20 protein-coding genes and 1 pseudogene are annotated in these 25,891 nt (G+C 33.7%); 12 read left to right on the plus strand and 9 right to left on the minus strand.

Annotated elements, in window-relative coordinates:
• The first annotated feature begins 15 nt into the window (after positions 1-15).
• From AC1DCD_RS02410 to AC1DCD_RS02425, 4 genes and pseudogenes are all read left to right on the plus strand, one after another.
• Entirely contained in the window at positions 16-1,509 is a 1,494-nt protein-coding gene (locus tag AC1DCD_RS02410; protein WP_464639966.1) for an alkaline phosphatase family protein, read from the plus strand.
• A gap of 2 nt (positions 1,510-1,511) precedes the next feature.
• Positions 1,512-2,126 carry a deoxynucleoside kinase gene (locus tag AC1DCD_RS02415; protein WP_464639964.1) on the plus strand — a complete coding sequence of 205 codons (615 nt, stop codon included), beginning with the start codon at positions 1,512-1,514 and terminating at the stop codon, positions 2,124-2,126.
• Positions 2,127-2,158: 32 nt separating this feature from the next.
• Positions 2,159-2,792: pseudogene (locus AC1DCD_RS02420) on the plus strand (deoxynucleoside kinase).
• Between the two features lie 340 nt (positions 2,793-3,132).
• Entirely contained in the window at positions 3,133-5,292 is a 2,160-nt protein-coding gene (locus AC1DCD_RS02425) for an FUSC family membrane protein (RefSeq protein ID WP_464639962.1), read from the plus strand.
• Positions 5,293-5,413: 121 nt separating this feature from the next.
• Here AC1DCD_RS02425 and AC1DCD_RS02430 read toward each other — a convergent pair whose 3' ends face one another.
• Both AC1DCD_RS02430 and nth read right to left on the minus strand, forming a co-directional pair.
• The gene (locus tag AC1DCD_RS02430; RefSeq protein WP_464639960.1) at positions 5,414-6,127 is read right to left on the minus strand and encodes a DUF2461 domain-containing protein; all 714 of its coding nucleotides are present in this window, start codon (positions 6,125-6,127) and stop codon (positions 5,414-5,416) included.
• Between the two features lie 5 nt (positions 6,128-6,132).
• A complete protein-coding gene (gene nth / locus AC1DCD_RS02435; RefSeq protein ID WP_464639958.1) occupies positions 6,133-6,783 on the minus strand; it encodes an endonuclease III in 651 nt (216 codons plus the stop codon).
• A 124-nt stretch (positions 6,784-6,907) separates the two neighbouring features.
• Here nth and AC1DCD_RS02440 point away from each other — a divergent pair, with 124 nt between their 5' ends.
• Complete coding sequence (locus AC1DCD_RS02440; protein ID WP_464639956.1) at positions 6,908-7,129, plus strand: hypothetical protein; 222 nt, start codon at positions 6,908-6,910, stop codon at positions 7,127-7,129.
• A 130-nt stretch (positions 7,130-7,259) separates the two neighbouring features.
• Here AC1DCD_RS02440 and AC1DCD_RS02445 read toward each other — a convergent pair whose 3' ends face one another.
• The 6 genes from AC1DCD_RS02445 to AC1DCD_RS02470 all read right to left on the minus strand — a co-directional run bounded on the left by AC1DCD_RS02445 (position 7,260) and on the right by AC1DCD_RS02470 (position 13,847).
• Entirely contained in the window at positions 7,260-8,135 is an 876-nt protein-coding gene (locus AC1DCD_RS02445) for a hypothetical protein (RefSeq protein ID WP_019036575.1), read from the minus strand.
• 1 nt (position 8,136) lies between these two features.
• Complete coding sequence (locus tag AC1DCD_RS02450; protein WP_464639954.1) at positions 8,137-8,841, minus strand: HmuY family protein; 705 nt, start codon at positions 8,839-8,841, stop codon at positions 8,137-8,139.
• Positions 8,838-11,189, minus strand: a complete 2,352-nt coding sequence (locus tag AC1DCD_RS02455; RefSeq protein ID WP_464640044.1) for a TonB-dependent receptor — start codon at positions 11,187-11,189, stop codon at positions 8,838-8,840. The genes AC1DCD_RS02450 and AC1DCD_RS02455 overlap by 4 nt, the downstream gene beginning before the upstream one ends.
• Positions 11,190-11,270: 81 nt before the next feature.
• A complete protein-coding gene (locus tag AC1DCD_RS02460) occupies positions 11,271-11,897 on the minus strand; it encodes a DUF4903 family protein (RefSeq protein WP_464639952.1) in 627 nt (208 codons plus the stop codon).
• A 30-nt stretch (positions 11,898-11,927) separates the two neighbouring features.
• A complete protein-coding gene (locus AC1DCD_RS02465; protein WP_464639950.1) occupies positions 11,928-12,389 on the minus strand; it encodes a hypothetical protein in 462 nt (153 codons plus the stop codon).
• Between the two features lie 45 nt (positions 12,390-12,434).
• Positions 12,435-13,847 (minus strand): leucine-rich repeat domain-containing protein, encoded by a 1,413-nt coding sequence (locus AC1DCD_RS02470; RefSeq protein WP_019036570.1) that lies wholly within the window; start codon positions 13,845-13,847, stop codon positions 12,435-12,437.
• Between the two features lie 435 nt (positions 13,848-14,282).
• Between AC1DCD_RS02470 and AC1DCD_RS02475 the strand changes: the two genes are divergently transcribed.
• The 7 genes from AC1DCD_RS02475 to AC1DCD_RS02505 all read left to right on the plus strand — a co-directional run bounded on the left by AC1DCD_RS02475 (position 14,283) and on the right by AC1DCD_RS02505 (position 25,606).
• Positions 14,283-15,257, plus strand: coding sequence for a glycoside hydrolase family 130 protein (locus AC1DCD_RS02475; RefSeq protein ID WP_060932666.1), 975 nt, complete (start codon positions 14,283-14,285; stop codon positions 15,255-15,257).
• 104 nt (positions 15,258-15,361) lie between these two features.
• Entirely contained in the window at positions 15,362-17,617 is a 2,256-nt protein-coding gene (locus AC1DCD_RS02480; RefSeq protein WP_464639947.1) for a GH92 family glycosyl hydrolase, read from the plus strand.
• A 233-nt stretch (positions 17,618-17,850) separates the two neighbouring features.
• Positions 17,851-19,971: a beta-N-acetylhexosaminidase gene (locus AC1DCD_RS02485; RefSeq protein WP_464639945.1), complete on the plus strand. Its 2,121-nt coding sequence runs from the start codon at positions 17,851-17,853 to the stop codon at positions 19,969-19,971.
• Position 19,972: 1 nt separating this feature from the next.
• Positions 19,973-21,631 (plus strand): BNR-repeat neuraminidase N-terminal domain-containing protein, encoded by a 1,659-nt coding sequence (locus AC1DCD_RS02490; RefSeq protein ID WP_464639943.1) that lies wholly within the window; start codon positions 19,973-19,975, stop codon positions 21,629-21,631.
• Positions 21,632-21,688: 57 nt separating this feature from the next.
• Positions 21,689-23,839, plus strand: a complete 2,151-nt coding sequence (locus AC1DCD_RS02495; protein WP_464639941.1) for a GH92 family glycosyl hydrolase — start codon at positions 21,689-21,691, stop codon at positions 23,837-23,839.
• Positions 23,840-23,855: 16 nt separating this feature from the next.
• Complete coding sequence (locus AC1DCD_RS02500) at positions 23,856-24,944, plus strand: phosphotransferase enzyme family protein (RefSeq protein ID WP_019036565.1); 1,089 nt, start codon at positions 23,856-23,858, stop codon at positions 24,942-24,944.
• On the plus strand, positions 24,944-25,606 hold the full coding sequence (locus tag AC1DCD_RS02505; protein WP_464639939.1) for a carbohydrate-binding family 9-like protein: 663 nt from the start codon (positions 24,944-24,946) through the stop codon (positions 25,604-25,606). Before AC1DCD_RS02500 ends, AC1DCD_RS02505 begins: the two co-directional genes overlap by 1 nt.
• A 129-nt stretch (positions 25,607-25,735) precedes the next feature.
• Here AC1DCD_RS02505 and AC1DCD_RS02510 read toward each other — a convergent pair.
• A partial coding sequence (locus tag AC1DCD_RS02510) for a transposase (protein ID WP_464640042.1) occupies positions 25,736-25,891 on the minus strand: 156 nt, incomplete at its 5' end.

Below are 25,891 nucleotides of genomic sequence, written 5' to 3' on the forward strand. Positions count from 1 at the left end.
TTAATAACTAAAATTATGAAGAAAATATTTACTATTCTTTTGTTTGGACTAATTCTTCAGACAAATGTATTTGCCTCTAAAGTGCAACGACCAAAATTAGTGATAGGATTAGTAGTAGATCAAATGAGATGGGATTACCTTTATTACTATTACACCGACTATTGTAATAATGGCTTAAGACGATTATTAGATAATGGGTATAGCTTTGCAAACACACAGATAAGCTATTCTCCTGCAGTTACAGCAGTAGGGCATTCTTCTATATTTACAGGAACAGTACCTGCTATTCATGGTATAGCAGGTAATTACTTTTGGCAAAAAGACAAATTAGTATATTGCTGTGAAGATGACAATGTACAAGGTGTTGGTAGTACAGGTAAAGAAGGAAAGATGAGTCCTCGACGAATGCTAACCACTACTATAGGAGATGAGCTTCGTGTTTCTACTGATTTTCGTTCACGTGTTTTTGGTGTATCACTAAAAGATCGTGCAGCAATTTTACCAGCAGGACATTCTGCCAACGCTGCCTTTTGGTGGGGAACAAAAGCTGGGCATTTTATTTCATCTACTTATTATATGGGAAAATTACCAGAATGGCTTATAGCCTTTAATGCTACACATAGTAAGCCTTCAGGTTATGATATAAAGACATCTACAGAAGGGGTAACAATGACCTTTGATATGGCTAAAGCAGTTATTAATAATTATAGGTTAGGTAGTAATGGGGCTACAGATATGTTAACGGTTAGTGTTTCTTCTACTGATGCAATAGGACACAAATATTCTACACGAGGTAAAGAAAATAAGCAAGTTTATATGCAATTAGATAAAGATATTGCTGATTTTCTTACCTATTTAGATAAGAACATAGGGAGTGGTAATTATCTTATCTTTTTAACAGCTGATCATGGAGCAGCTCATAATTTTAATTATCTGCGAGAAAATAAGATACCAGCAGGTGGTTGGGATTGGGAAACATCAACTAAAAAACTTAACACACATCTTAAAACTAAGTTTGGTGTTGCACCTGTAATGGGGGAAGATAATTATCAGTTCTTTTTAAATGACTCTATAATAGCAAAAGCTGGATTGAAAAAAGAAGATGTTATAGATGAGTCGGTAGAGTTTTTAAAGCATGATTCACTTATTATGTATGCTTTTGATTATAATAAGTTGGCACAGATTACTATGCCTACAGTTTTGAAAGAACGTTTGGTTAATGGTTATTTCCGCGATCGTTCTGGTGAGATAGGTATTGTAACTCGTCCTCAGGTGTTTGGAGCTAAAGATGTACCATCTTATCGAGGTACACAGCATGGACAACCTTTCCCTTATGATACTCATATACCATTCCTTCTTTATGGATATAATATACCACAAGGAGAGGATACTGAAGCTATAGGTATAGAAGATATAGCACCTACAATTTGTGCTTTACTTCATATACAAATGCCTGATGGATGTTTAGGTAAACCACGAACATTAAAACATCAAAAAGCGATAAAATAAGCATGCATATTGCAATAGCAGGAAATATAGGAAGTGGGAAGACTACTCTTACAAAGATGTTAGCCAAAAAGTATAATTGGTTGCCTCGTTTTGAATCAGTGGATTATAATCCTTATCTTGAAGATTATTATAAAGATCTTAAAAGATGGTCATTCCCTATGGAAATTTTCTTTCTTAAAGAGCGTTTTAAGGACTTATTAGAGATAAGTAAGTGTGATAAGCATGTAGTACAAGATCGCTCTATATATGAAGGTGTATATGTTTTTACTGCAAACAATTATGCTATGGGGAATCTGGATGATAGAGATTTTGAAACATATATGGAACTGTTTAAAGATTTAATAGATGTAGTAAAAATACCAGATCTAATGATTTATCTACGCTCATCAGTGAGCCATCTCGTGGCAAATATAGAGAAGCGTGGCAGAAGTTATGAACAAAAAATGCCTTTGGGATATCTTGAAAATATAAATAAACGTTATGATGACTTTATAATGAAAAAATATAAGGGTAAGGTTTTAGTTATAGATGCTGATAAGTTAGATTATCAGCATAATCCAAAAGACTTTGGAGTGATTACAGATAAAATAGACAGAGAGCTTTTTGGCTTGTTTTAAAAAGTGATTGATATTAAATCAGATATATATAAATGCATATAGCTATCGCAGGAAATATTGGTGCAGGAAAGACAACACTCACCAAGATGCTCGCAAAACGTTATGGTTGGAAAGCTCATTTTGAGCCAGTAGATAATAATCCTTATCTTGAAGATTTATTATAAAGATATGAAACGCTGGGCTTTTAATCTTCAAATATACTTTCTGAACAAACGTTTTTGCGATGTCGTAGAAATATCTAAGAGCAATGATACTATTGTTCAGGATCGCACAATATTTGAAGATGCTCGCATCTTTATCTTTGCACCTAATCTTCATGAGATGGGGCTTATGAGTGATCGTGACTTCAATAATTACTCACATCTTTTCGATTTGATGATGTCTTTAGTGAAGATACCAGATTTACTTATTTATATACGCTGTTCCATTCCTCGCTTAATTGACCATATTCAGCAACGAGGGCGTGAATATGAGCAAGCTATGCGTATAGATTATCTAAAGGGATTAAACAGGCGTTATGAAGATTGGATAAAAGATTATAAAGGGCATTTAATTATAGTAGATGGTGATACAACAGACTTTCAGGATAATCCAAAGGATTTTAAGCGTATTACAGATATGATAGACGATCGCCTTTTTGGATTATTTCCAATAGATGGTAAGTAAATATTATTATATGGCATAAATATGATTAAAAGAATATTAATTAGTTATTATTTATAGGACTATTAAAATATTAAGTTATTTTCGTTTCTTTTGTGTATTAAATAAGTGAGGGCATGTAGGATATATCTTTATACTACTTAGCTTTCACTTTTATATAAATATTTAAAGAAAGTATATTTTTTTTTGTTAGATAGAAATATAATAAAGTTATCTCTAAGCTATCTTTAGTTTTTTTTACTTTCCTCATACTTATATACTATTGTTTTTGTGTAAATTTGCACAACAAGTAGGAATTATAAATATATAATTCTTTTATTATGCTTTAAAGATTGTATTATAAATGAAAGTTTTCAGATTATCTTATGCCAGTTTATTCCCTTTGATTAAGCAGGCAAAGCATCTGTGGGTATCTTACTTTTGGACTGTTCCAGACAGCCTTTGGGCTTTAAAGGTAACTGTGGCTATAGCTATAATGATTATTCCATGCTGCCTATTAGGCGACCCTTTTATAGGTTGTACATTAGGGTTAGGCTCTGTAGGAGCTGCTCTTGCTGAAAGCGATGATCACCCTCGTGGTAGGCGATATAGTTTGGTTATAACTATTATAAGTTTTGTTGTTATGAGTACAAGCGTAGAGCTTCTTCATAATTATCCATGGGTCTATGGTCCAACTATGGCTATTACTACGTTTATTCTTATTCTTTTAGGAGGATTAGGTTCACGTTTTCAAGGGGTTACTTTTGGAGCATTACTTGTTGGGGTATATGCTATGTTAGGTTTAGGTTTTCGTCCTTGGTATTATCAACCTATTCTTTTACCACTTGGTGGATTAATGTATGGCAGCATATCTTTACTACTTTTATCTTTTCGTCCCTATCGTTTACTTAAAGAGCAGCTTACTTCAGGATATTCAAGTCTTGGCGAATATTTATTATTAAAAGCCTCTCTTTTCCCATGTACAAAATATGACTATAAGTATATGCAGCCACGTTTAGCAAGTAAAAATATAGCTGTAGGCGAAGGAGTAGATAAGTTTAAGAATGTACTTTATAATTTTCTTAATGTTTTGGAGGGAAAGTCTTTAGACGGTGTTTCACCTTATTATAGACAGTGGATTATCCTTCAGCAGCTTCACGAACGTGCTACTTCTACTCATCAGCGTTATGATGTTTTGAGTAAACGTTGTAAGAATGTTCTACTTTTAGAAGGTTTTGGGCAATATATGAAAGTACAAGCACAGACTATAAAGCGTTTTGGGTCTAACGTGTTATTAGATAAAAACTTTGTTTTACCAACCTCATTGAGTTGGACACATGACATGGTTAAGATGCAATTAGAGCAGAGCAAGAGTGATCCTGAATATAATTCTCTATCACTACTTTATAACAACTTAGAACATATACAGTCTTTACTTATTTCTTTACAAGATACATCTATTGGTTATAAGATTCCACTTGACGACTTACAGTATAAGCCAGCCCCATTTATAGAAAGGTTGCGCTCATTGTTTAGTATAGACAATTTACGTTTCCGCCATGCTTTACGTTTATCGTTATGTATGCTTTTAGGTTATATTTTAATGGAAATATTCCATTTAGAGAAAGGGGTGTGGATTATTCTTACTACAGTTTTTGTATGCCAGCGCGACTATGTTGCCACTCGTAGACGTCTTCCTGAACGCATTTTTGGGACTTTTTTTGGGGTATTGTTAGGTGCGGTCTTTGCCAAACTTTTACCTTCTATTGAGGGACAAATTTTAGTTACATTAGGTTCTATCTTTACTTTTTTTTATTGGGTAAGAAAGCGATATACTATAGCAGTAATATTTATATCTACATTTGTCATAGGCTCTTTTAATCTGCAAGGTGGTTATCAGATAAGTTTGGCAGGGTATAGGTTGTTATATACTTTAATAGGATCTGTAATTTCTTTTATAAGTGTTCGCTTTTTATGGCCTGACTGGCAGTATAGACATATACCACAATATCTTGATGAAGCTCTCACGAAAACAGGTAGATATTTTTATACTATATATGCAACAAATGTGCAAGGTACAGTATATTACCATAATCGTCGTGCTGCACATTATGCTGATAATGCGCTTGCTATGGCATGGCAAGGAATGGGTGTAGAACCTAAGAAGAAGCGATTATTACAACAAAAGGCATATATTTTAACCTATCTTCACCACTCCTTATTATCATATGTATCGGCTTTAGGTGCCCATTACTATGATAAACAATTACCACAAGAAGATATAGATATATGTAAGCATATAACTGCTGTTATCGAGCAAGTAAGGAATAATTTACATACATCTGCTAATATACATACATCTGCTTTACAGTTTTCGGAAGCTAAAAAATGGAACGTATTATTAAAACAACGTGCAAAGCAAACTAATCAGCAAAATCTTACTATTCTTTATAATATCTCTCGTACTGTTACTGATTTGCTAAAGGAGAGTTTAGATGCTGATGTTAGATTAGATAAAGTATAGCAAAAGCAGCTAAAAAATATTTTGAGAGATAATAATATGTTATATTTTCTCTTTATATTTACAAAGACGTCATCTTAACATAAGATATAACGTTTTTAATGCTTTGCTTTTTTTATAAATATTATTCATAATCATCTACAACAGAATTAATCATGTCCATCATAGGTTTTCCTATTTTACATATATTTGCAAGCTGGTCTTCCCAATTAGGTTGTAAGAAGAAGTCGTCAGTTAGTTTTAGCCAACAGCAATAATCTTTCATGCGAAGATATTTTATGTATTGATAGTCTTTTGGGAACCCCTTAGGACATGTTTTTAAAAAATCTAAACCAAATCCTTTATCAGAAGCTGTATTTTTCCCGTCCCATTTTCCTTCTCCTACCTTACCAAAAGTAGAAATGAAATTGTTATTTTCTACGTTTTTTAGCCATTCTTCAATATTTACAATAATCTCATTACGACAAGATGTTAGTATGTTTGTAGGTAGATAATAACAGCCTACAGCAATGATATTATTACCCGGTTGGAGATGTAAATAGTAACCTCCACGTAGAGATTTTCGTCCTTTTGCGCAGATATATGCTCCTAAATGGCGTTTATAAGGACTTTTATCTGGTGAAAATCTTATATCTCTATAAAAACGATACGTGCAATCTTTAGGAACAAGGTGAGCTATTTCTAAATCAAATTTTGATATAGCAGTGATAAGTTTGAAAACACTTTGCTCAAAATCGGCTCTTACTATGTCGTACTCTGTTTTGTGTTCTTGGAACCATTCTCTATTATTATTAATATTAATACCATTAAGGAATGTTTGTATTCTTTTAATATCCATAGGGTTTATCTTAGTTTGCTGTTATCTAAAAGTTTTGGACAAAATATATCGAAAGGACATTTAGTGCATAATGGACGTATGCTTTTACAGATATATCTACCATGTAATAATATCCAATGGTGTGCGTTTGTAACCTCTTTTTTATCTATATGTTTCATAAGATAATCTTCTACTTTGCGTGGCGAGTTAGCGTCTTTTGGTACTAATCCTAAGCGATGACTTACTCTGTAGACATGGGTATCAACGGCTAAGGTAGGCTTTCCGAACCATACAGCTTGTACAACGTTAGCAGTTTTACGTCCTACGCCAGGCAGCTTAATTAGTTCGTTAGGGTCAGATGGCACTTCGCCATCATAGCTATTTGTTAGCATTTGAGCCATTTCTACTAGATGTTTAGCTTTAGCATTTGGGTATGATACACTTTTTATATATTCGTATATTTCTTCTATTTTTGCTTTAGCCATGATTTTTGCATTAGGATAATGTAAAAATAAAGCTGGCGTTATTGCATTTATACGTTTATCTGTGCATTGAGCAGATAATAGGGTAGCGCATAGAAGCTGGAAAGCAGATCCAAATATTAGCTCGGTAGTAACTTCTCCTACGTGTGAGCGGAAGTAGTCCATTACTATTTTATATCTTTCTTCGCGAGTCATTATTTATTAAGAGTAGTATCTTTATGCTTTATATTTATTGCAAAGATACTTAAAACTAATCGAAAATTTGGTGCTTATAAAAAGTTAATGTACTTTTGTATTAAAATAAAAAAACAAAAACGATATGATTACTCCTATATTTGGACTTGTTGCTTTACTCTTATTAGCTTTGATAGGGTGGGGGGTAGCAGAGTTGAAAAATAAAACAGTGAAGTTCTTTCATTCAGAAAAGGAAGCCGAAGGTGAAGAAGAAATGCTTGAAGCTTTTGAAGCTCATGGCGGTAAGGAAATGAGCTTAAAAGATATTTTAGCTAACAATAGTACAAAGGGCTTTAAGTCGATATAATATGTATTAGAATATTACTATCCTTTTTCTTGAGTTTTATAGGATAGTAATAAAACTACTAAAAGGGCTTATACTCTCTATATAATAGGTATAAGCCCTTACTTTTATTAAAAAAAAAATTATATAATAATTATTTATATTTCTTTCTTTGCTTGCTTTTTATCCAAAGGTAAACGCCAAGTGAAAGAAACACTATAAGGATAATTATCATTTGCCATACATATTTTTCAGGCTCTATCCAAAATTCTTTAAAGAAATTTATGCGTCCAAGAATTTCTACAGGAGTCCAAAACACTATTACTGTAGCAATAGCCATACGTATATTAGCTCCCCATGCAGCAATGTGTAGTTGGTGTCGCAGCATGAATATAGAGCCCACGAAACAACCTATACCTATAAGAAACGTTATAGGATTATGATCTCCTAAAAAGTTTTTATCATAGCAAAACATTAATAATAAATAAAGTCCCCATAAGATCATATTTATCTCCATAAAAGTTACTATGCTGGTATGTCGTGTCATAGGTTGCATGGCTATTACTTTTCTTTTGCTACGAAAAGCTATTTTCTGAATCCATGTAATAAAGTCGCAGCCATTTTTTGTACTAAATATGTACATTGTCATAACCATCATCCATAGTCCAAACGATGCAGGCATTATAAGATATTCAGGCTTAGTAACTACTACACCATTTTCTATTTCTGGCTGAACGCCATAACGTCTGGCGTAATATAGAAAAAGGAATTCTACCCAACCCGTCCAAAAGAGTAGTCCGCCAAATAGTCCCCATAAAGTTTGCCGTGTATCACCTTTTACAAATACACCTATTATTACTATAATTAGTCCTACTAATCCCATCATAAATCCAGCGATGTGCATAGATTCTTGACTCATAAATTTTTCCATTAAGATCATTAAAGCATGACCTAAAGGCATTGTAAAAAGCACTAAGAGGAAAGATGCAAATGTGCGCCACCAATATCTTTTTTGTTTTTTATGTTCCATTTTATTTTAATTCATCTAAGTAATAACTAATTTCTCCGCCGGTATCTCCTATTTCTGTATTTGTTTTATACCAACTAACTATTTGTAATTTAAAATAATGCTGTCCATCAGCTGTGCGTATAACATATGTATGGAAAGAGGGTGAATACACAGGTGGTGGACCTGTGAAAGTGAGAGCCTCTGCAAGAATGGGGTTTGCATCGGTTAGTGTTACCTTAGGGCCATTATTAGGATCAAACCAAGGGTTTTCTTTAAAGTCGAGTTTGTTCTTAATTAGATACTTGTTCCAATCGGTTTTTGACATTGTAATATATATAGAATGATCGTCCACAGCCCATTGTAAGTTTTTGGGCAGTTGGTTTACTGTTTCCCAAGTATTGTAACCACTATTACCAAGATCGGCTGCACCACCTTTACCGTTACCTGAAGTTCCGCTATTTGTTCGTAGACGGTAGCCGCAGAAAGCTATATCCCAATCTAATCTGTTTTTCTGTTCACCTTCTTTGATATCCTCATTAGGCTTATTTCTGTTAAAAATTTTTCCTGTGCGTAAATTGAAATACATCCAGTCGTTGGTTACTTCTGTTATATATCCTGTTACTCTCGGAAGGACATGCCCTGTAAATGGTTCAGCATCATATTTTACACAAGATGCAAAAAACATAGTATAGAGTATTGTGAGTATCTCTAAAATATATCGTTTCATATTTTACGTTTTAACGAGTTTATTATATCATCTACTAAAAATTCTAATTGTATATATCCTTTTGCTCCACTTGTAGCCGGGATATTAAACATTGTAACACCAGAACCTAATGTCTTTGGTATATAATTAAAAATATTATCCACTCCTATAGTAATTTTCACCTTATTATATAAAGTTTGCACTACAGATAAGTTGCACATAATATAGGAAGGTAGCTTACATCTAAAATAAGCATCATAGCTTTTTTTATGTTCTTCTACCCATACTCGGTCTTGAATATCAAAGTTTTTCTCACCCATAAAGGAAGCACTAAAAATAGTTTTTAAGCGATAATTAGGTCTGTTTAGTATATAATCAATACTTCCAGTAGCAGCATGTGGTGATGTTGTGTTTATATGTACACCTTCTTCTTTGCCTACATTAACATAGCTGTATGTAGCGTTTAAAGTAAATGCATTTAAGAAATGCCATTTTAAGATACCTTCTAATCCTATGATGTTTTGATTGTTAAGATTAGTATATTCAAAGTTATATTGCATATCATAAATACGCCAAACACCTTCTATTTTCTTTCTGAAAAAATTACCATATGTATTAATATTTATAAAAAAGTTGTTGTTACTATATTCAGCTCCTATTGAAACATAATGATTTTTTTCAGGTTTTAACTCTTCATTACCTCTAATTTGAAACATACCCAAGTGGTCCCAATTAAAAAATAGCTCTTTAATACTTGGAGCTCTATAACCTATAGAGTAGGTGGTACGTATAGCCCAATTATCATTAGGAGAATATTTTACAGCTATTTTAGGCATATACATAAATCCGAATGCTTTTGAAAAGTTAGTACGTATCCCTAATGATGACATCCATTTGTTGTTTATAGTCCATTCATCTTGCAGGAAATATTCTGTTTCTTTAAGTGCACGGGTGGTCATTTTTCTATTAACAAACCTGTCGCTAGTAAGCTCATCACTGGTATGTTCTATACCAAAGGTGATACTATGTTTGTCAAAATAATTCGATATAATGGATAATCGTGGCTGAAATATCTTGCTTTCGTACACTTTTTTGCGCATGTCTTTACGTTCGTGGCGTTTAAATCTGTCATAAAAGTCAGCGTGCAAACTTAGTTTTATAGTGAACCAATCCTTTACATCATATTTTAGTTTTACACCTGTCATATAATCACGACTTTGTGAAAAATTCATATCTTGTATCAAATCGTATGAATTCATAAAAAACATAGAGCCATAAATCTGTGCTGAAAAGTCTTTACATGGTTCGATATATATCTTTTGTGCTGCTGATATATGTTCAGTACCTTCAATACCCATAGGTGAGCGTTTAGCAATACTTGTTAAAATAATATCATGCGGCAAGAATGGATTTGCCTCTTTCGTATAGACTTTTTTATCTTTTTCTGCTTGATAAAGATAAAAAGCATCACTCTCACTATACCATACATCGGTTTGAGAGGTAAAAATACCTTTCTTAAATCCTGCTGATAGCCATCCTTGTAGATTTGGACGATCGGAATTTTTCTCAAACATATATAGAAAGTCTTTTGGGTGTGGCTTTTTATAATTACGTTCGTTCATTTGTGCCCAACGTAGTCCTGCTTGAATATCTAAAGGCTTATTAGTTTTTTTTGATATAAGATTAATTACAGCTCCTGAAGCTCTGCTACCATAAAGAGTAGAGCTTGCACCTTTTACTATCTCTATACGGTCTATAGCATGTAGATTAAAGCGTTCATAATCTAAATTGCCTGCCATGTCGCCTGTCATGCGTTCGCCATCTTGCAAAAAGAGAACATGCCGTGCATCTAAACCTTGCATTGATATTTCGTTACCAAACCCTACTTTCTGAATATTCAGTCCTGGTGTTTCTTGTTGCAAGGCATGTTGTAGATCGCTATATCCTGCATCTACGAGGTTCTTTCCTCCTAAGACCTGCGTTGTTATGGGAGAGAGCTTAATGGGGCGTTCTGTTCGTGAACCTGTTACAACAACATCATTTAGGTGTAACACGTCTTCACGCATAACTATATTTATATTGTTTTCTTGTGGTGCTGCGTAACCTTTTATAGGAATAAAGCCTGCAGCTAAGATGTTATAAAATACACCTTTTCCCTTTTCAGCTTTTAATATAGCATTGCCATCAATGTCTGTAACAGTTTGTAGGTAACCTTTAAGATCTTTTCTTATAGCATATTGTACGGTGGCTCCTACTAAAGGTTGCTGCGTATCCTTGTCAAGTATAGTTATCTTTACTTGCCGCTGTGCTTGTATTGATAGCATTATAAATAGGCAAAGGAAAGATAATAAAAGTCTTTTCTTATGCATCATATTCTTTTTTTTGTTAAAAAGGAAATGAAAGAACTTTAAAGCCTCTCATTTCCTTTTTTTATTTATATCAAAAAATACTTATTGCAAACCATGGTCTTTTTTGTAGGCTTTCAGATCTTCCTCGTATTTTTTAAACTCTGCCGTGTAGTTATTTATACGATTCTTATCTATAGTTTGTAAGAAACATTCTGAACGTACATTCATCATATTATAGTCTACAATGAAGTTTATCTCATGAGTTTTTACATTATAGTATCCTTTTACTAAACTTCCTTTTGCCGTTTCATTACTTTTACCATCATCGGCTATAACATAACCATTCTCGCCTTTAAATTTTATCCAGCTATTACCTTTATATTCATCTTTTTCAAAAGAATTAAGCTGCATTATTTCTGTATTGCAGGCAAAGGTTACGACAAAAGGCATTTTTCCAACAGTAAATTTATCTAACTTAATAGTAAGTATGTTCTTATCTGTTGAATCCCAACTAAAATGGAATTTTGTAGGGCACCCAGATGGGAGTAAAGTTTTATCTATTCCATTCATCGTAGCTTTGGTGCTTAGTACAAAATCGCCATTTAAAAAGCTCTTTGCTTCTGTCAACAGTTCTTCTTTTACAGGTTTCCTTTCAAGGCTCTCATCAGAATGACATGATGAGAGCAGAAAGAATACACTAAAAAAAAGTAAATATTTTATTTTTCCCAAAATATATTATATATAGTTTTAAATATTACTTTATTTTTCTTTATTTATTTTTACCCCTTGAAATTCTACAATTGCTGTGAACGAAAATCCCAAATAAAAAGCATTTAGACTTTCTATTTTATATGTAAGAACATTATTTTTTATATTTCCAGTAACAACAGCATTGAAATTACTAACTTTTCTTAATATTGTTAGCTTAATAGCATTGTAAACAGTCTGATTAAAACTACCATCTGGGTTTATCTTAATATTAGTTGCATCAAGCTCAATACTACCAGGCATCTTACCTAATTGGAAAGGCTCTATGTGAAGACTAATTAAAGAGTTTGGGTGTAATACATTAGTTATAACCGGATTATCAGGCACAGACTTTTCACCATTCATGTAAATGCGTGTAAATTTACCTAAGTAGTCCCCCTTTATATCCTGTTGTGCTGATATAGTCATTACCGTGCTTAGAAGCATTATGCAAATAAAAATGATCTTTTTCATAATTAATTTTGTTAAGTGTGTAAAATAAAGTAAAAAACGTTAGTTTTATTCTTCAATATCAGAAGGTTTTAACCAATTACCAGCATCAAATTCTTTTTGGTACGACATATATCCATCATTACAATATTTTCCATACTTTTTGATAAATTCTTTAAAAGAATCAGTATCAAGCATTTTCTTAGAAACTGTTACAGAAACTTTTTCTTGGTCTGTTGTTAATTCTTTTTTCTTATTTTCTGCGCTGCTGAAATAATTTTTAAGTTCAGGATATTTTATTTCTGTATTATCTAAGAATAATGCTATTTCTTCAGTAGCTTTAATCATACTTAAATCAACTTTTTTAAGTTTAGGTAAGTCTCCCAAAATGATGTTTGCAATACAGTCTGTTGATGGGTTAGGGAATATTATAGCTTCTAAGTTAGGGCAATGTGTAATATTTAAACAATTGGAAACAAAAACATCAAAATCTTTTATTTCTTGATTGCAAATCTTAGTCTGTGATAGATCAAGCGTTGTAATACTTGAGCATTTACTTATAGTTAGGTTGCCAAGATTTTTAGCTTTTGAAAGATCTATTCCTTCCTCTATTTCTGTATTGCTAAGCATTAAACCTTTTATATTTTCTCGTGGCATCAAATGACCTATCTTATAAGAGCCTTCTCCCATTGCTGCTACAACCATCTTTTGTAAATAAGGATTATTTACGAAATATTCAAAACCTTCTATAGATTCTAATCCTTTTATGTCATTAGGCATATAAAGCGTGATATTTTTTCCATTATCGCTAAGAGATGGTTGTTTAGAAAAGTCTATATTACTATCATCTATAAACATGCTTGGATATATTTTTTTTATATAACTCCTGAAAACAGGATCAGGAATATTTCTTATAGTGTTATATTTCTGTAATTTCCCATCAGCATCAGCTATCTGTATATCAGCTTCTTTGCCTTTTTCTTTATAGAAAGGCATTAAGTCTTCTACATTATATTTTGCTGTAGCAGGTAAATAAAGTTTTGTAAAATTGTGTAGAACAGTTGTTTTTAGCTCATCATTTTCCAATTTAGCATTTACCAAACCTTCAAAATCGTATATCTTGTTACCTGTCAAGTCTACAGAAGTAATTTGTTTTGGCAATTTGTTAAAGTCGAATACAGGACCATAACCATTATTAGATAACTTTACTTCTTTTAAGTTAGGAAAGATATCTAAACCACTAATATCCTTTAGCTTAGTGCCACTAAGGTCAAGAGAAGTGGTGTTGTTTGCTAAATCGTTTAGCTCTAACTTCCCATCTTTATCAAACTGATAGCCTTTTTGCTTCAGAATGTTCATCAACTCTGTGTTTTTTAGAGCGTTTGCACTGTATGTAGCCGCATCTTCATTGTTGCTACATGAGGTAAGTCCCATTACAAAAAATGCCATTACTGGCACAATTACATTTTTAAAACTTTTCATATTCAAAAATAAATTAACTTAATTTCTTGCAAAGTTAAAGCTAAGTTTTTAATCTGACAATACCTATTTGTTATGATTTTACTTTGTGTTATGCAATCCTCATTTATTATGATTTTTGCTTATTTTTCATTCATTATTTGTTTTATTCAAACTAAAATATATATTTTAGGGCGGTGAGAAGGTAGAAAAGATTGGTAGGCTTTTTAGATAATGAAAATATGAAAACTAACGAGATGACTTGTTTTTTTAGTGTTTTCTTAACATATACCCTTATATTAGCCCTCTACTATATATATATTAACAACAAATGTTAAGCCGAAGTGGCTGCTCTCAAAAATAAAGTAAAAAAGTACTCTTCTTTAGGCTAATTATAGCATATTCTTAGTAATTTTACACTCAAAATATACCAAAAACTTAAACTTAAAATACAGATTAATGACTAATTTAAAGAGTTTGCTTCCTTGGGAAGAACGTCCTACAGAGTGTAAAGATGTAATGTGGAGATATACTAAAAACCCAATTATTGATCGTTATCATATCCCTTCATCAAATAGTATTTTTAATAGTGCAGTAGTGCCTTTTAAAGATGGTTTTGCTGGAGTTTTTCGTTGCGATAACAAGTCGGTACAGATGAATATCTTTGCGGGTTTTAGTAAAGATGGCATCAATTGGGATATTAACCACGATCCTATAACTTTTGAGCAAGGAAACACACAGATGATAGAGTCGGAATATAAATACGACCCACGTGTAACATGGATAGAAGATCGTTATTGGATAACATGGTGTAATGGTTATCATGGTCCTACTATTGGAATAGGTTATACTTTCGATTTTAAAACTTTTTATCAGTGCGAAAATGCTTTTTTGCCTTTTAATCGTAATGGCGTGCTTTTCCCTGAGAAAATAAATGGTAAGTATGCTATGTTAAGCCGTCCAAGCGATAATGGTCATACACCTTTTGGCGATATATATATAAGTTTTTCTCCTGATATGAAGTATTGGGGCGAGCATCGTTGTGTAATGAAGGTAACACCTTTTCCTAAGAGTGCATGGCAGTGTACAAAGATAGGCGCAGGCTCTGTGCCTTTCTTAACAAAGGAAGGCTGGCTGTTGTTTTATCATGGAGTTATAAATACCTGTAATGGTTTCCGTTATTCTATGGGAGCTGCAATACTTCAGAAAGATGATCCCACTAAGGTTCTTTATCGCACACAGCCTTATTTACTTGCTCCTGCTGCACCTTATGAGCTGTCTGGCGATGTACCTAATGTTGTCTTTCCATGTGCAGCCTTACAAGACACAGAGCGTGTGGTAGTATATTATGGTGCTGCTGACACAGTAGTAGGGATTGCTTTTGGGTATATAGATGAGATTATAGAGTATACTAAGCGCAATTCTATTGTTTAAAATGTATAATCGGCATTAACACCTACGGGCATATATATATAATGTATCTTTAGGGTGTTAAATGTCGATTTTTGTTTTTTTTTATTTTCAAAAATATAACATAGATGTTAGGTAAATCGCGGAAATATATTTGCATCTTATTTACTTTCTTTTCTCTTATGGCTTTTTCAGAGAGTAAAAAAGATGTGGTAGACTATGTAAACCCTTTTATAGGAACGTCTAATTTTGGCACTACTAATCCTGGGGCAGTATGTCCTAACGGACTAATGTCGGTAGTACCTTTTAACGTAATGGGCAGTTCTAAAAACAAATATGATAAAGACTCACGCTGGTGGTCTACACCGTATGAATATCATAATGTTTTTTTTACAGGCTATTCTCATGTCAATTTAAGCGGAGTAGGCTGCCCTGAAGCGGGCTCTTTATTGCTTATGCCTACTACAGGAGCATTGCAAGTAGACTATAAACAGTATGGTAGCTGTTATAAAAACGAAAAAGCACTGCCAGGATATTACGCTAACATTCTTACCGATTATAATATTAAAACAGAGGTTACAGCTACTCTTCGCTCTTCTTTGGCACGTTTTACCTTTCCTAAAGGTAAAAGCCATATATTGTTAAATCTTGGTGAAGGGCTTACCAACGAGAGTGGGGCTTATATAAAGAAGGTAAGCGATACAGAGTTTGTTGGTATGAAGTTGTTAGGTACTTTTTGCTATAATCCACAAGCTGTTTTTCCTATTTATTTTGTTATGCGTACTAAGAAAAAGCCTCTTTCTTCAGGTTATTGGAAAAAGCAACGCCCTATGACAGGCGTAGAAAGTCAATGGGATAAGGATAATGGTAAATATAAATTGTATACCGATTATAAGAAAGACTTAGCAGGCGATGATATAGGGGTGTTCTTAAATTATGATACTGAGGAAAATGAGCAAATAGAAGTGCAAATGGGAGTATCATTCGTAAGTATAGAAAATGCCCGGCAAAACTTGGATATAGAGCAAAAAAATAAAACTTTTGAGCAGATATATACTGAAGCTCGGCAAGCATGGCAAGAAAATTTGTCTAAAATAACAGTAGAGGGTGGTAGCGAAAACGATAAAACTATTTTCTATACAGCTCTTTATCATACACTTATCCACCCTAACATATTACAAGACGTTAATGGAGAGTATCCTGCTATAGAAAGTGATAAAATAAAAACACTCGATAAAGGAAATAGATATACCGTGTTTTCTCTATGGGATACTTATCGTAATGTACACCAACTTTTAACATTGGTATATCCTGAAAAGCAACGGGACATGATTCGTACTATGATAAATATGTATGAAGAACATGGCTGGATGCCTAAATGGGAGCTTTTTTCTCGTGAGACTTATACTATGGAGGGCGATCCTGCTATTCCTGTTATCACCGATTCTTACCTTAAAGGCTTGCGAGGTTATGATATAAATAAAGCATATAAGGCTTTTTATAAATCGGCAACAACAGAAGGAAGAAAAAATCTTCTGCGACCCGATAATGACGACTATATGCAAAAAGGGTATGTACCACTTCGCGAGCAATATGATAATTCTGTTTCACATGCTTTGGAATACTATGTGGCTGACAATGCTTTAGCTCGTCTTGCTAAAGCTTTAGGTAAAGCGAAAGATGCTAAAATTTTTTATGCCCGATCGCTCAATTACCGCAAATATTATGATAAGCAATGCGGAACATTAAGACCTTTGCTACCTGATGGTACTTTCCTTACAAAGTTTAATCCTAAGCAAGGGGAGAACTTTGAGCCTTCTCCGGGCTTTCATGAGGGAAATGCTTGGAACTATACCTTCTTCGTTCCACACGATGTTTTGGGCTATGCAAGACTTATGGGAGGACAGAAAGCCTTTGTAAACAAGCTCCAAATGGTGTTTGATAAGCATTATTATGACCCTGCTAACGAACCTGATATTGCTTACGCTCATCTTTTTTCTTATTTTAAAGGAGAAGCATGGCGTACCCAAAAAGAAGTGAGAAAAATATTAAAGGAAAACTTTAAGAATCTTCCAGAAGGCATTCCTGGTAACGATGATACAGGGACAATGTCGGCATGGGCTGTGTTTAACATGATGGGATTTTATCCCGACTGTCCGGGTAACCCGTCTTATACTTTTACATCTCCTGTTTTTAGTAAGATAACTATAAAGTTAGATAAAAAGCAATGGGGACAGAAACAACTTGTTATAGAAACTATTAGTAACAATGATAAGGCAGAGATAATAAGAAAAATAGAAGTTGGTGGTAAGCCATATCATAGCTTTAGAATAACACATGAGCAACTTATAAAAGCCGGACATGTAAAGATTTATCTTCAGTAAATGAACTATTATAAAAAAATATATAAACTTTTAGCTTTTAAAAGATTATCTTTTATTCACTCAAAGATGACCTTTTACCCACTCAAAGACGACCTTTTACTCATAAAAAGATGATATTTTACAATATAACATTTTACCCAAATATGACTAATAAAACAAAATAAAAACGGCTATTTAACGTTAATACGTTTACAATAAAAGCAGTTTTGTAACAAAGCAAAAATAACATAAAGATGAAATATAATAAACGAATACTTTTTTCTGCTGTGCTTTTGTTAATGTTTTTCAATTTAACAATAGCACAAGATATGATACCTAAACCTAATAGCTATACTCCTTTAAAAGGTTCTTTTAGCTGGGATTCGGATGTGATAGTATATATAAATGCTGATCACAGTGATGCAAATAGGCTAAAACACTATATAAAAGAGGTTTTTGGATTTACCAAAATATTAAAACATTCTTCTAAACATTTACTTAGGTCATGTGCTAAAGGCTGTTTTGAAGATAATAAAAAAACATTAACTTTAACATGTACTAATAAGGCAAATCTACCTAAAGGCTATCTACCTACGCAGCAACAGCAGGGGTATAACATACAGATAGATGCAAAACATATATACGTTACAGCTCCAACAGCTTGTGGATTATTCTATGCTTTACAAACTCTTCGTCAGCTAACTACTAATGGTAAGATACAATGTGCTACTATAACAGACTCGCCACGCTTTATGTATCGCGGCTTACAGCTCGACTGCTCACGCCATTTTTGGACAAAAGATTTTATTAAAAAGCAGCTTGACGCTATGGCATATTTTAAGCTAAATGTTTTTCATTGGCATTTAGTAGATGGTGGGGGCTGGCGCCTACAAATAAAGAAATATCCTCGTTTGGTAAGAGAAACAGCCTATCGCACTTATTCTTCTTGGGATAAATGGCGTAAAGAAGATGAGCGAGGTTTTGCTCATAAGCAAGATTCTAATGCTTATGGAGGATATTATACTCAAGAAGATGTTAAAGAGATAGTGCGTTATGCCTCAGACAGACATATAGAGATAATACCAGAAATAGAGATGCCAGGACATAGTGAAGAGGTTACTTTTGCATATCCAGAGCTGTCATGCTCTAAGAAGAATAATTCTCATGAGGATCTTTGCCCGAGCGATGAACGCACTTATGTTTTTATGACAAATGTGTTAAAAGAAGTCATTAAGCTATTTCCTTCTAAGTATATACATATAGGTGGTGATGAGGCTATGCGCTCTACATGGGAAACATGCGAAAGGTGCCAGAAAAAGATGCGTGAGCTTCAGCTTACTTCTACGGCTCAATTGCAAAGCTATTTTACTCATCGTATAGAGCAATTTCTTAATAAAAATGGTCGTAAACTTATAGGTTGGGACGAGATAATGGAAGGAGAGTTAGCACCTAATGCTGCCGTAACTTCTTGGCGTGGCGAACAATATGGACTAAAAGCTGCAAAATTAGGACACAAAGTAGTAATGTCCCCAGTAGGGTATTGCTATATAGACATGTTTCAAGATGCCCCTAACACGCAGCCTAAGGCACAAGGCGGATATTTGCCACTACGTCGTATCTATAGTTATGATCCTGTTCCTAAACAATATAAAGGTACTCAAGTAGAAAGCAACATAATTGGTTTGCAAGCATGTTTATGGACAGAATATGTAGAAGACTCTGCACATGCGGAATATATGATTTATCCACGTGTCCTTGCTATAGCAGAAACAGGCTGGGCAGCTCAGAAAGAAGATTACAACAAGTTTCGTGTACGTGCAATAACTGCAGTAGATACTTTAAAGTCGTGGGGCTTTAATCCCTTTGATTTGGCTAACGAAAAAGGTATTCGCCCGCAAGCCCGTAGAATATACAAACATGATGCAAGAGAAAAGAAAATTATTTATAATGCCCCTTATGCTGAAAAATATCGTGCAGAAGGCGATTCTACTTTAGTTAATGGCAAAGCTGGCGATTGGGGATACATAGAAGGAGGTTGGCAAGGATTTATCAATGGTTTTGATGTAGTAATAGATTTTGGAAAAGATATAGATATTAGCTCTGTAAAAGCTGATTTTTTACATATTAATACAGTATGGATATTTACTCCAAACGAAATAGAATTGTCAGTTTCTTCAGATAATAAGATATTTACTACCATAGATAAAAGAGATCCTAACATAAAAAAAGAGCAAGTCTATTATATATATCCTTATAACTGGAAAGGACAGGCTAAAGGGCGTTACTTACGTTTAAAAGCAAAGGGTAATATTATAGGAGGTTGGATATTTACCGATGAGATAAGAGTTAATGAAGAAAAATATAAAAATAATTAATATGAAAAATATTTTCAGACAGATACCTTTACGTTTTCGTATGCTGGTAACTTTTTCTTGCATCATGTTTACTGCCTATGCACAAGATACACTATGGGTGCAACAGCAGATAGTACCCATATTAATAGAGCGGCAAGACAATGTCTTGATGTATCTACGTATTGATGCAAAAAACAGTAAAGAGTTGGATAATATAACTATCGCCTTGCCCATTTCGGAATCTTTAAGGCATATAAAAGCCGTAAAGCTATATTATGGTGGTACTGAGGCAAGACAAGATGTATCAAAGAAACGTTTTGCACCTGTATGTTATCTTACCAATTTTACACCTAACAGAACATTATTTGCTTTACCATCTTATTCTGTTAAGCGTGATGAAGTAGCCCCTAAAAACAATTTAGTAACACTTAAAGCAAAACAGAAGCTATTTCCTGGAGTGAACTTTTTTTGGATAAGTATAGAAATGAAACCATCTTCTACATTGAATGAAAAAATAAAAGTGGGATTAAAAGAAGCTATAATAGACAATTCTATGGCTATTTTAGCAGGTGATACTAAAGCAAATAAATGCTATAAAACAGCCATAGGTGTGCGTCATGCAGGTGATGATGGCGTGGCAGCTTATCGTATTCCAGGGCTTGTAACCAGTAATAGAGGAACGCTTTTAGCTACGTATGATGTAAGGCATAATAATAGCGTTGATTTACAGGAATATATAGAGGTTGGTTTAAGTAGAAGTACTGATAAGGGAGCCTCGTGGGAACCTATGCGTATACCGATGAGTTTTGGAGAAAATGCTGGGCTACCAAAGGCACAAAACGGTGTAGGCGATCCTGCTATATTGGTAGATGAGCAAAGAGGCACTATATGGATCATAGGAACATGGGCACATGGCATGGGAAATCAGCGAGCATGGTTTAGCTCACAGCCCGGAATGGATAAAGATCATACAGCACAATTAATGATAGTAAAGAGTGAAGATGACGGGAAAACATGGTCAGAACCTATTAATATAACAAAAGAAGTGAAAGAAGCTTCCTCCTTTTTTCTTTTAGAAGGTCCGGGTAGGGGCATAACAATGCACAATGGAACATTGGTATTCCCGATGCAGTTTATAGATAAAAACAGAATGCCTCATGCAGGGATAATATATAGCAAAGATCATGGAAAGACATGGAAAGCAAGTAATCCTGCAAAAGAAAACACTACAGAGGCACAGGTAGTGGAGCTAAAACAAGGCGAACTTATGTTAAATATGCGTGATAACCGTGGTGGGAGTAGGGCTATAATGACAACTAACGATATGGGAGAAACTTGGCAAGAGCATTCTTCTTCTCGCTCTGCTTTGATAGAACCAATATGTATGGCAAGCCTTATAAAAGTGAGGGCTAAAGATAACTGCTTAGGAAAAGATATATTATTATTTTCTAATCCCAATTCTACAAAAAGCAGAAACAACATTACTATTAAAGCAAGTCTTGATAATGGCTTAACATGGAAAGAAGCTAATCAGATGCTTTTAGACGAAGGTACAAGCTGGGGATACACTTGCCTAACAATGGTAGATAAAGAAACCGTAGGGATTTTATATGAGAGTAGTGCCGCACAAATAACCTTTGAAACAATTAAGTTAAACGATTTAGTGAAAGAAATTAAATAACTATCTAATAATAAACGTAATATAGTTATAGTAATAAGATAAAACAATTATAAAAACATGAAAAAAACATTCTTTTTTTTATTTCTTACTATCTTGGTCTTGGGTAATAGTTTTGCGCAAGATTATACACAATATGTCGATCCTTTTATAGGCACAGGTGGGCATGGTCATGTGTTTTTAGGAGCTAATGTCCCCTTTGGGTATGTTCAGGCAGGTCCTACTCAAAAGAAACAAGGTTGGGACTGGTGCTCAGGATACCATTATAGCGACTCTACGGTGATAGGTTTTGGACAGTTACATTTAAGTGGTACTGGCATAGGAGATTTAGGAGATATATCTTTATTACCAACTATAGGGAAAGATGAACGTGAAATAAAGTTTGCACATCGAGCAGAATATGTAACTCCGGGTTATTATTCTGTAATGTTAGCAAACGGTATAAGGGTAGAACTATCTGCTACCAAACGAGTTGCGTACCATCGTTATAGTTATCCTGCAAACATCAAAAAAGGATATATAGTATTAAATTTATGGCAAGGTATTGGTTGGGATAAAATGACATCTTGCCAAATGAAGCAAGAATCTGATAGAGTTATTAGTGGTGTGCGCAATTCTACCGGTTGGGCAAAGGATCAGAATGTTTATTTTGTAGCCGAGTTTAGCCAACCAATAAAGCAAATAAAAAATGAAAAAGATTCTATTTGGGTCTTTGAAACTATACCTACAGGGGTGCCTGTAGAGGTAAAGGTGGGGCTTTCTGCTGTTAGTATAGCAAATGCGCGTAAGAACATGAATGCAGAAATACCTGAATGGAATTTTACTAAAGTAGTAACTAATGCTCAGAACGATTGGAATAAAGAGTTGGGAAAGATAGCTATTTCTACTAAAGATGAGCATGCTCGTAGAATATTTTATACAGCAATGTATCATACAATGATAGCTCCTTCGGTGTTTTCTGACGTAAATGGAGAGTATCGTGGTGCTGATGCAAAGATACATAAGGGAAGTTTTACTAATTATACTACTTTTTCTCTTTGGGATACTTATCGTGCAGCTTTCCCATTGATGACTATAATACACCCAGAGATGCAAAAGGATTTAGCACAAACATTCTTACATATTTATAAAGAACAAGGCAAACTTCCTGTATGGCATTTAATGGGTAATGAGACAGATTGCATGGTAGGTAATCCTTGCGTTCCTGTGCTTTGTGATATAGCTTTAAAAGGTTTTGATGTGGATATGAAAAAGGTTCTTGAAGCTACAAAGAGTTCGCAATTGCTAAGTGAACGTGGATTAGGAAATATAAAAAAGTATGGATATGATCCTGTTGATAAGGATAAGGATAAAGAAACTGTAGCTAAAGGACTGGAATATGCTTTAGCTGACTGGTGTGTAGCGCAGGTAGCTTTAAAACTTGGCAAGAAAGATGACTATAAATATTTCTATAATAGAAGTCAGAGCTATCGCAAATTTTATTTTGATAAGAAAACTGGTTTTATGCGTGGTAGGCTATCAGATGGTACGTTTAGAGAGCCGTTTAATCCTTTTAATACCATACATAGGCAAGATGATTATACAGAGGGTAATGCATGGCAGTACACATGGTTAGTTCCTCATGACGTACATGGACTTGTAAAGGCTTTTGGCAGTGAAAAAAAGTTTGTGGAAAAGCTCGATTCACTCTTTATTGTTACAGGCGATATGGGCAAAGAGGCTTCTCCAGATATTAGTGGTTTGATAGGACAATATGCTCATGGTAACGAGCCAAGCCACCATATTATATATATGTACAATTATGTTGGGCAGCCTTATAAAGCAGCTCCTTTATTACGTAAAGTAATGAAAGATATGTATCATGATAATATAGATGGATTGAGTGGCAATGAGGATGTAGGTCAGATGAGTGCATGGTATATACTCTCTTCTTTAGGGTTATATCAGGTAGAGCCTGCAGGAGGTAAGTTTGTTTTTGGTTCACCTATCTTTGATAAGGCCAAAATAAATGTAGGTAATGGTAAAATATTTTCTATTACTACTAAGAATAATAGTGAGGTTAACAAATATATACAAAGCGTTAGGCTTAATGGCAAACCTTATACTCGTTCATATATTATGTTTAAAGATATTCAGAAGGGCGGAAATCTTGAATTTATAATGGGGGATAAGCCTTCTAAGTTTGGTACAAATAAAAAAGATCGTCCATAATAGAAGAAATAAAACTATGGAACAGAACAATTTATTTAATATAATAAAGCATTTCAACATTAAAGAAAAAATAACATTTATCAAACCATTAGGAAATGGTTTGATAAATGAAACTTTTGTGATAGGCACTGCTAACCAAAAACGTAAATATGTGTTGCAGCGCATTAATAATGCTATTTTTAAAGATGTAAACTTATTACAACATAACATAGAGATAGTTACTGGTCATATTAGAGGGAAACTCTTAAAAGCAGGTGAAGCAGATATAGAAAAGAAATGTTTAGAATTTCTTAAAACAGATAATGGTAAAACTTATACAAAGGATAATCAAAATAACTATTGGCGTATAAGTGTTTTTATAAACGATTCCTTTACTAAAACAGATATAAACACTATAACATCATATCAATGTGGACGAATGTTTGGCAATTTTCAGTTTCTGCTCTCTGATGTTAAGGAAAATCTTGGAGAAACAATACCACAATTTCATAATATTGAATTGCGCATACTACAATTACAAGAAGCTATAAAAGCAGATACAAAGGGTAGGGTAAGGGGAGTAATAGATATTGTTAATACCCTTTTATATGATGCTGATAAAATGTGCCTATCTGAAAAGTTATATAGAAAAGGAGCTTTAGTTAAACGTATATGCCACTGTGATACTAAAGTAAATAATATGCTTTTTGATGAACATGACAATCCGTTGTGTGTTATTGATTTAGATACTGTTATGCCAAGTTTTATATTTTCAGATTATGGCGATTTCCTTCGTACCAGTGCTAACTATGTGGAAGAGGATTCTCCTAAAATAAATGAAGTAGGATTAAAAGAAGATATATTTAAAAGTTTTACTGAAGGATATATAGAGATAGCAGGTAAATTCTTAACAGATGTAGAAATAAAACATCTTCCTTATGCAGCAGCATTATTTCCATACATGCAGTGTGTGCGTTTCTTAACCGATTATATAAATGGTGATACTTATTATAAAGTAAACTATTCTGAACATAATCTTATAAGAAGTAAAAATCAGTTAGCACTGTATAATGATATGATAGCTCATGAAAAAATGATGACAGAATATATAAATAAATTTATATAATGATAAACGAAATAAAGGTTAAACGATTAAGAAATAGTATTACCCAAGCAGTTAATATTCCATTACTGTTTAAGGTGGAAAATGTTGAGTATCAAAACATAAGCGTTGTTAATTGGAGTGAAACTTATCCATATCAGCCCAATGTAACGTTTGCTATAGCACATGATAGTAAAAACATTTATCTTCATTATAAAGTAAAAGAGAATTGTGTGCGAAGTGTAGAAGATACAGACCTTGGTAATGTTTGGGAAGACTCATGTTGCGAATTTTTTGTAATGCCCGATGATAAAAAGGGATATTATAATATAGAAGCAAATTGCATAGGATCGATATTATTATGCTATGGAAAGGAGCGAGAAAAAAGAGAAGCTGCTAATAGTAGTATATTATCTTGTATTGATCGTTGGGCTTCGTTAGGAAGGCGAGCCTTAGGAGTAATACATAATATGGAATCTGTTTGGGAGTTATCGTTAATAATACCTGCTTCATCTTTTTTTAAGCATAATATTAAGAGTCTTGATGGTTTAGTAATGAAAGCTAATTTCTATAAATGCGGTGATAAAACAGATAATCCTCATTTTCTATCATGGAAAAAGATAGAACTTCCAAAACCAGACTTCCACTGTCCTGAATTTTTTGGTACTTTAGTCTTTGAATATTAATTTAAGTATGATTATGGTAGATGGCGGGTAAGTAGAAATTCCATGTGGTATTATTTGCTATTTATCTTACATTTTTCTTGTTGAATAATAAGGGGTCAGTCCTAAAACCCAGTTGCAAGCCCTCTCCTCTCAGGCACATAATTTCATAAGTCTATATAAAAAGAAAGGAATATCTGTCACTCCTCTGAACTGTGCCCTAAATGCCTTAACTTTTGCGTTGAAGGATTCAGCATTGGCATTTGTGGCTCTGTTGACAAAGAAATTGAGTATGGTATCATAATGGTT

The sequence above is a fragment of the Prevotella sp. C0209C1 genome (assembly GCF_056583855.1).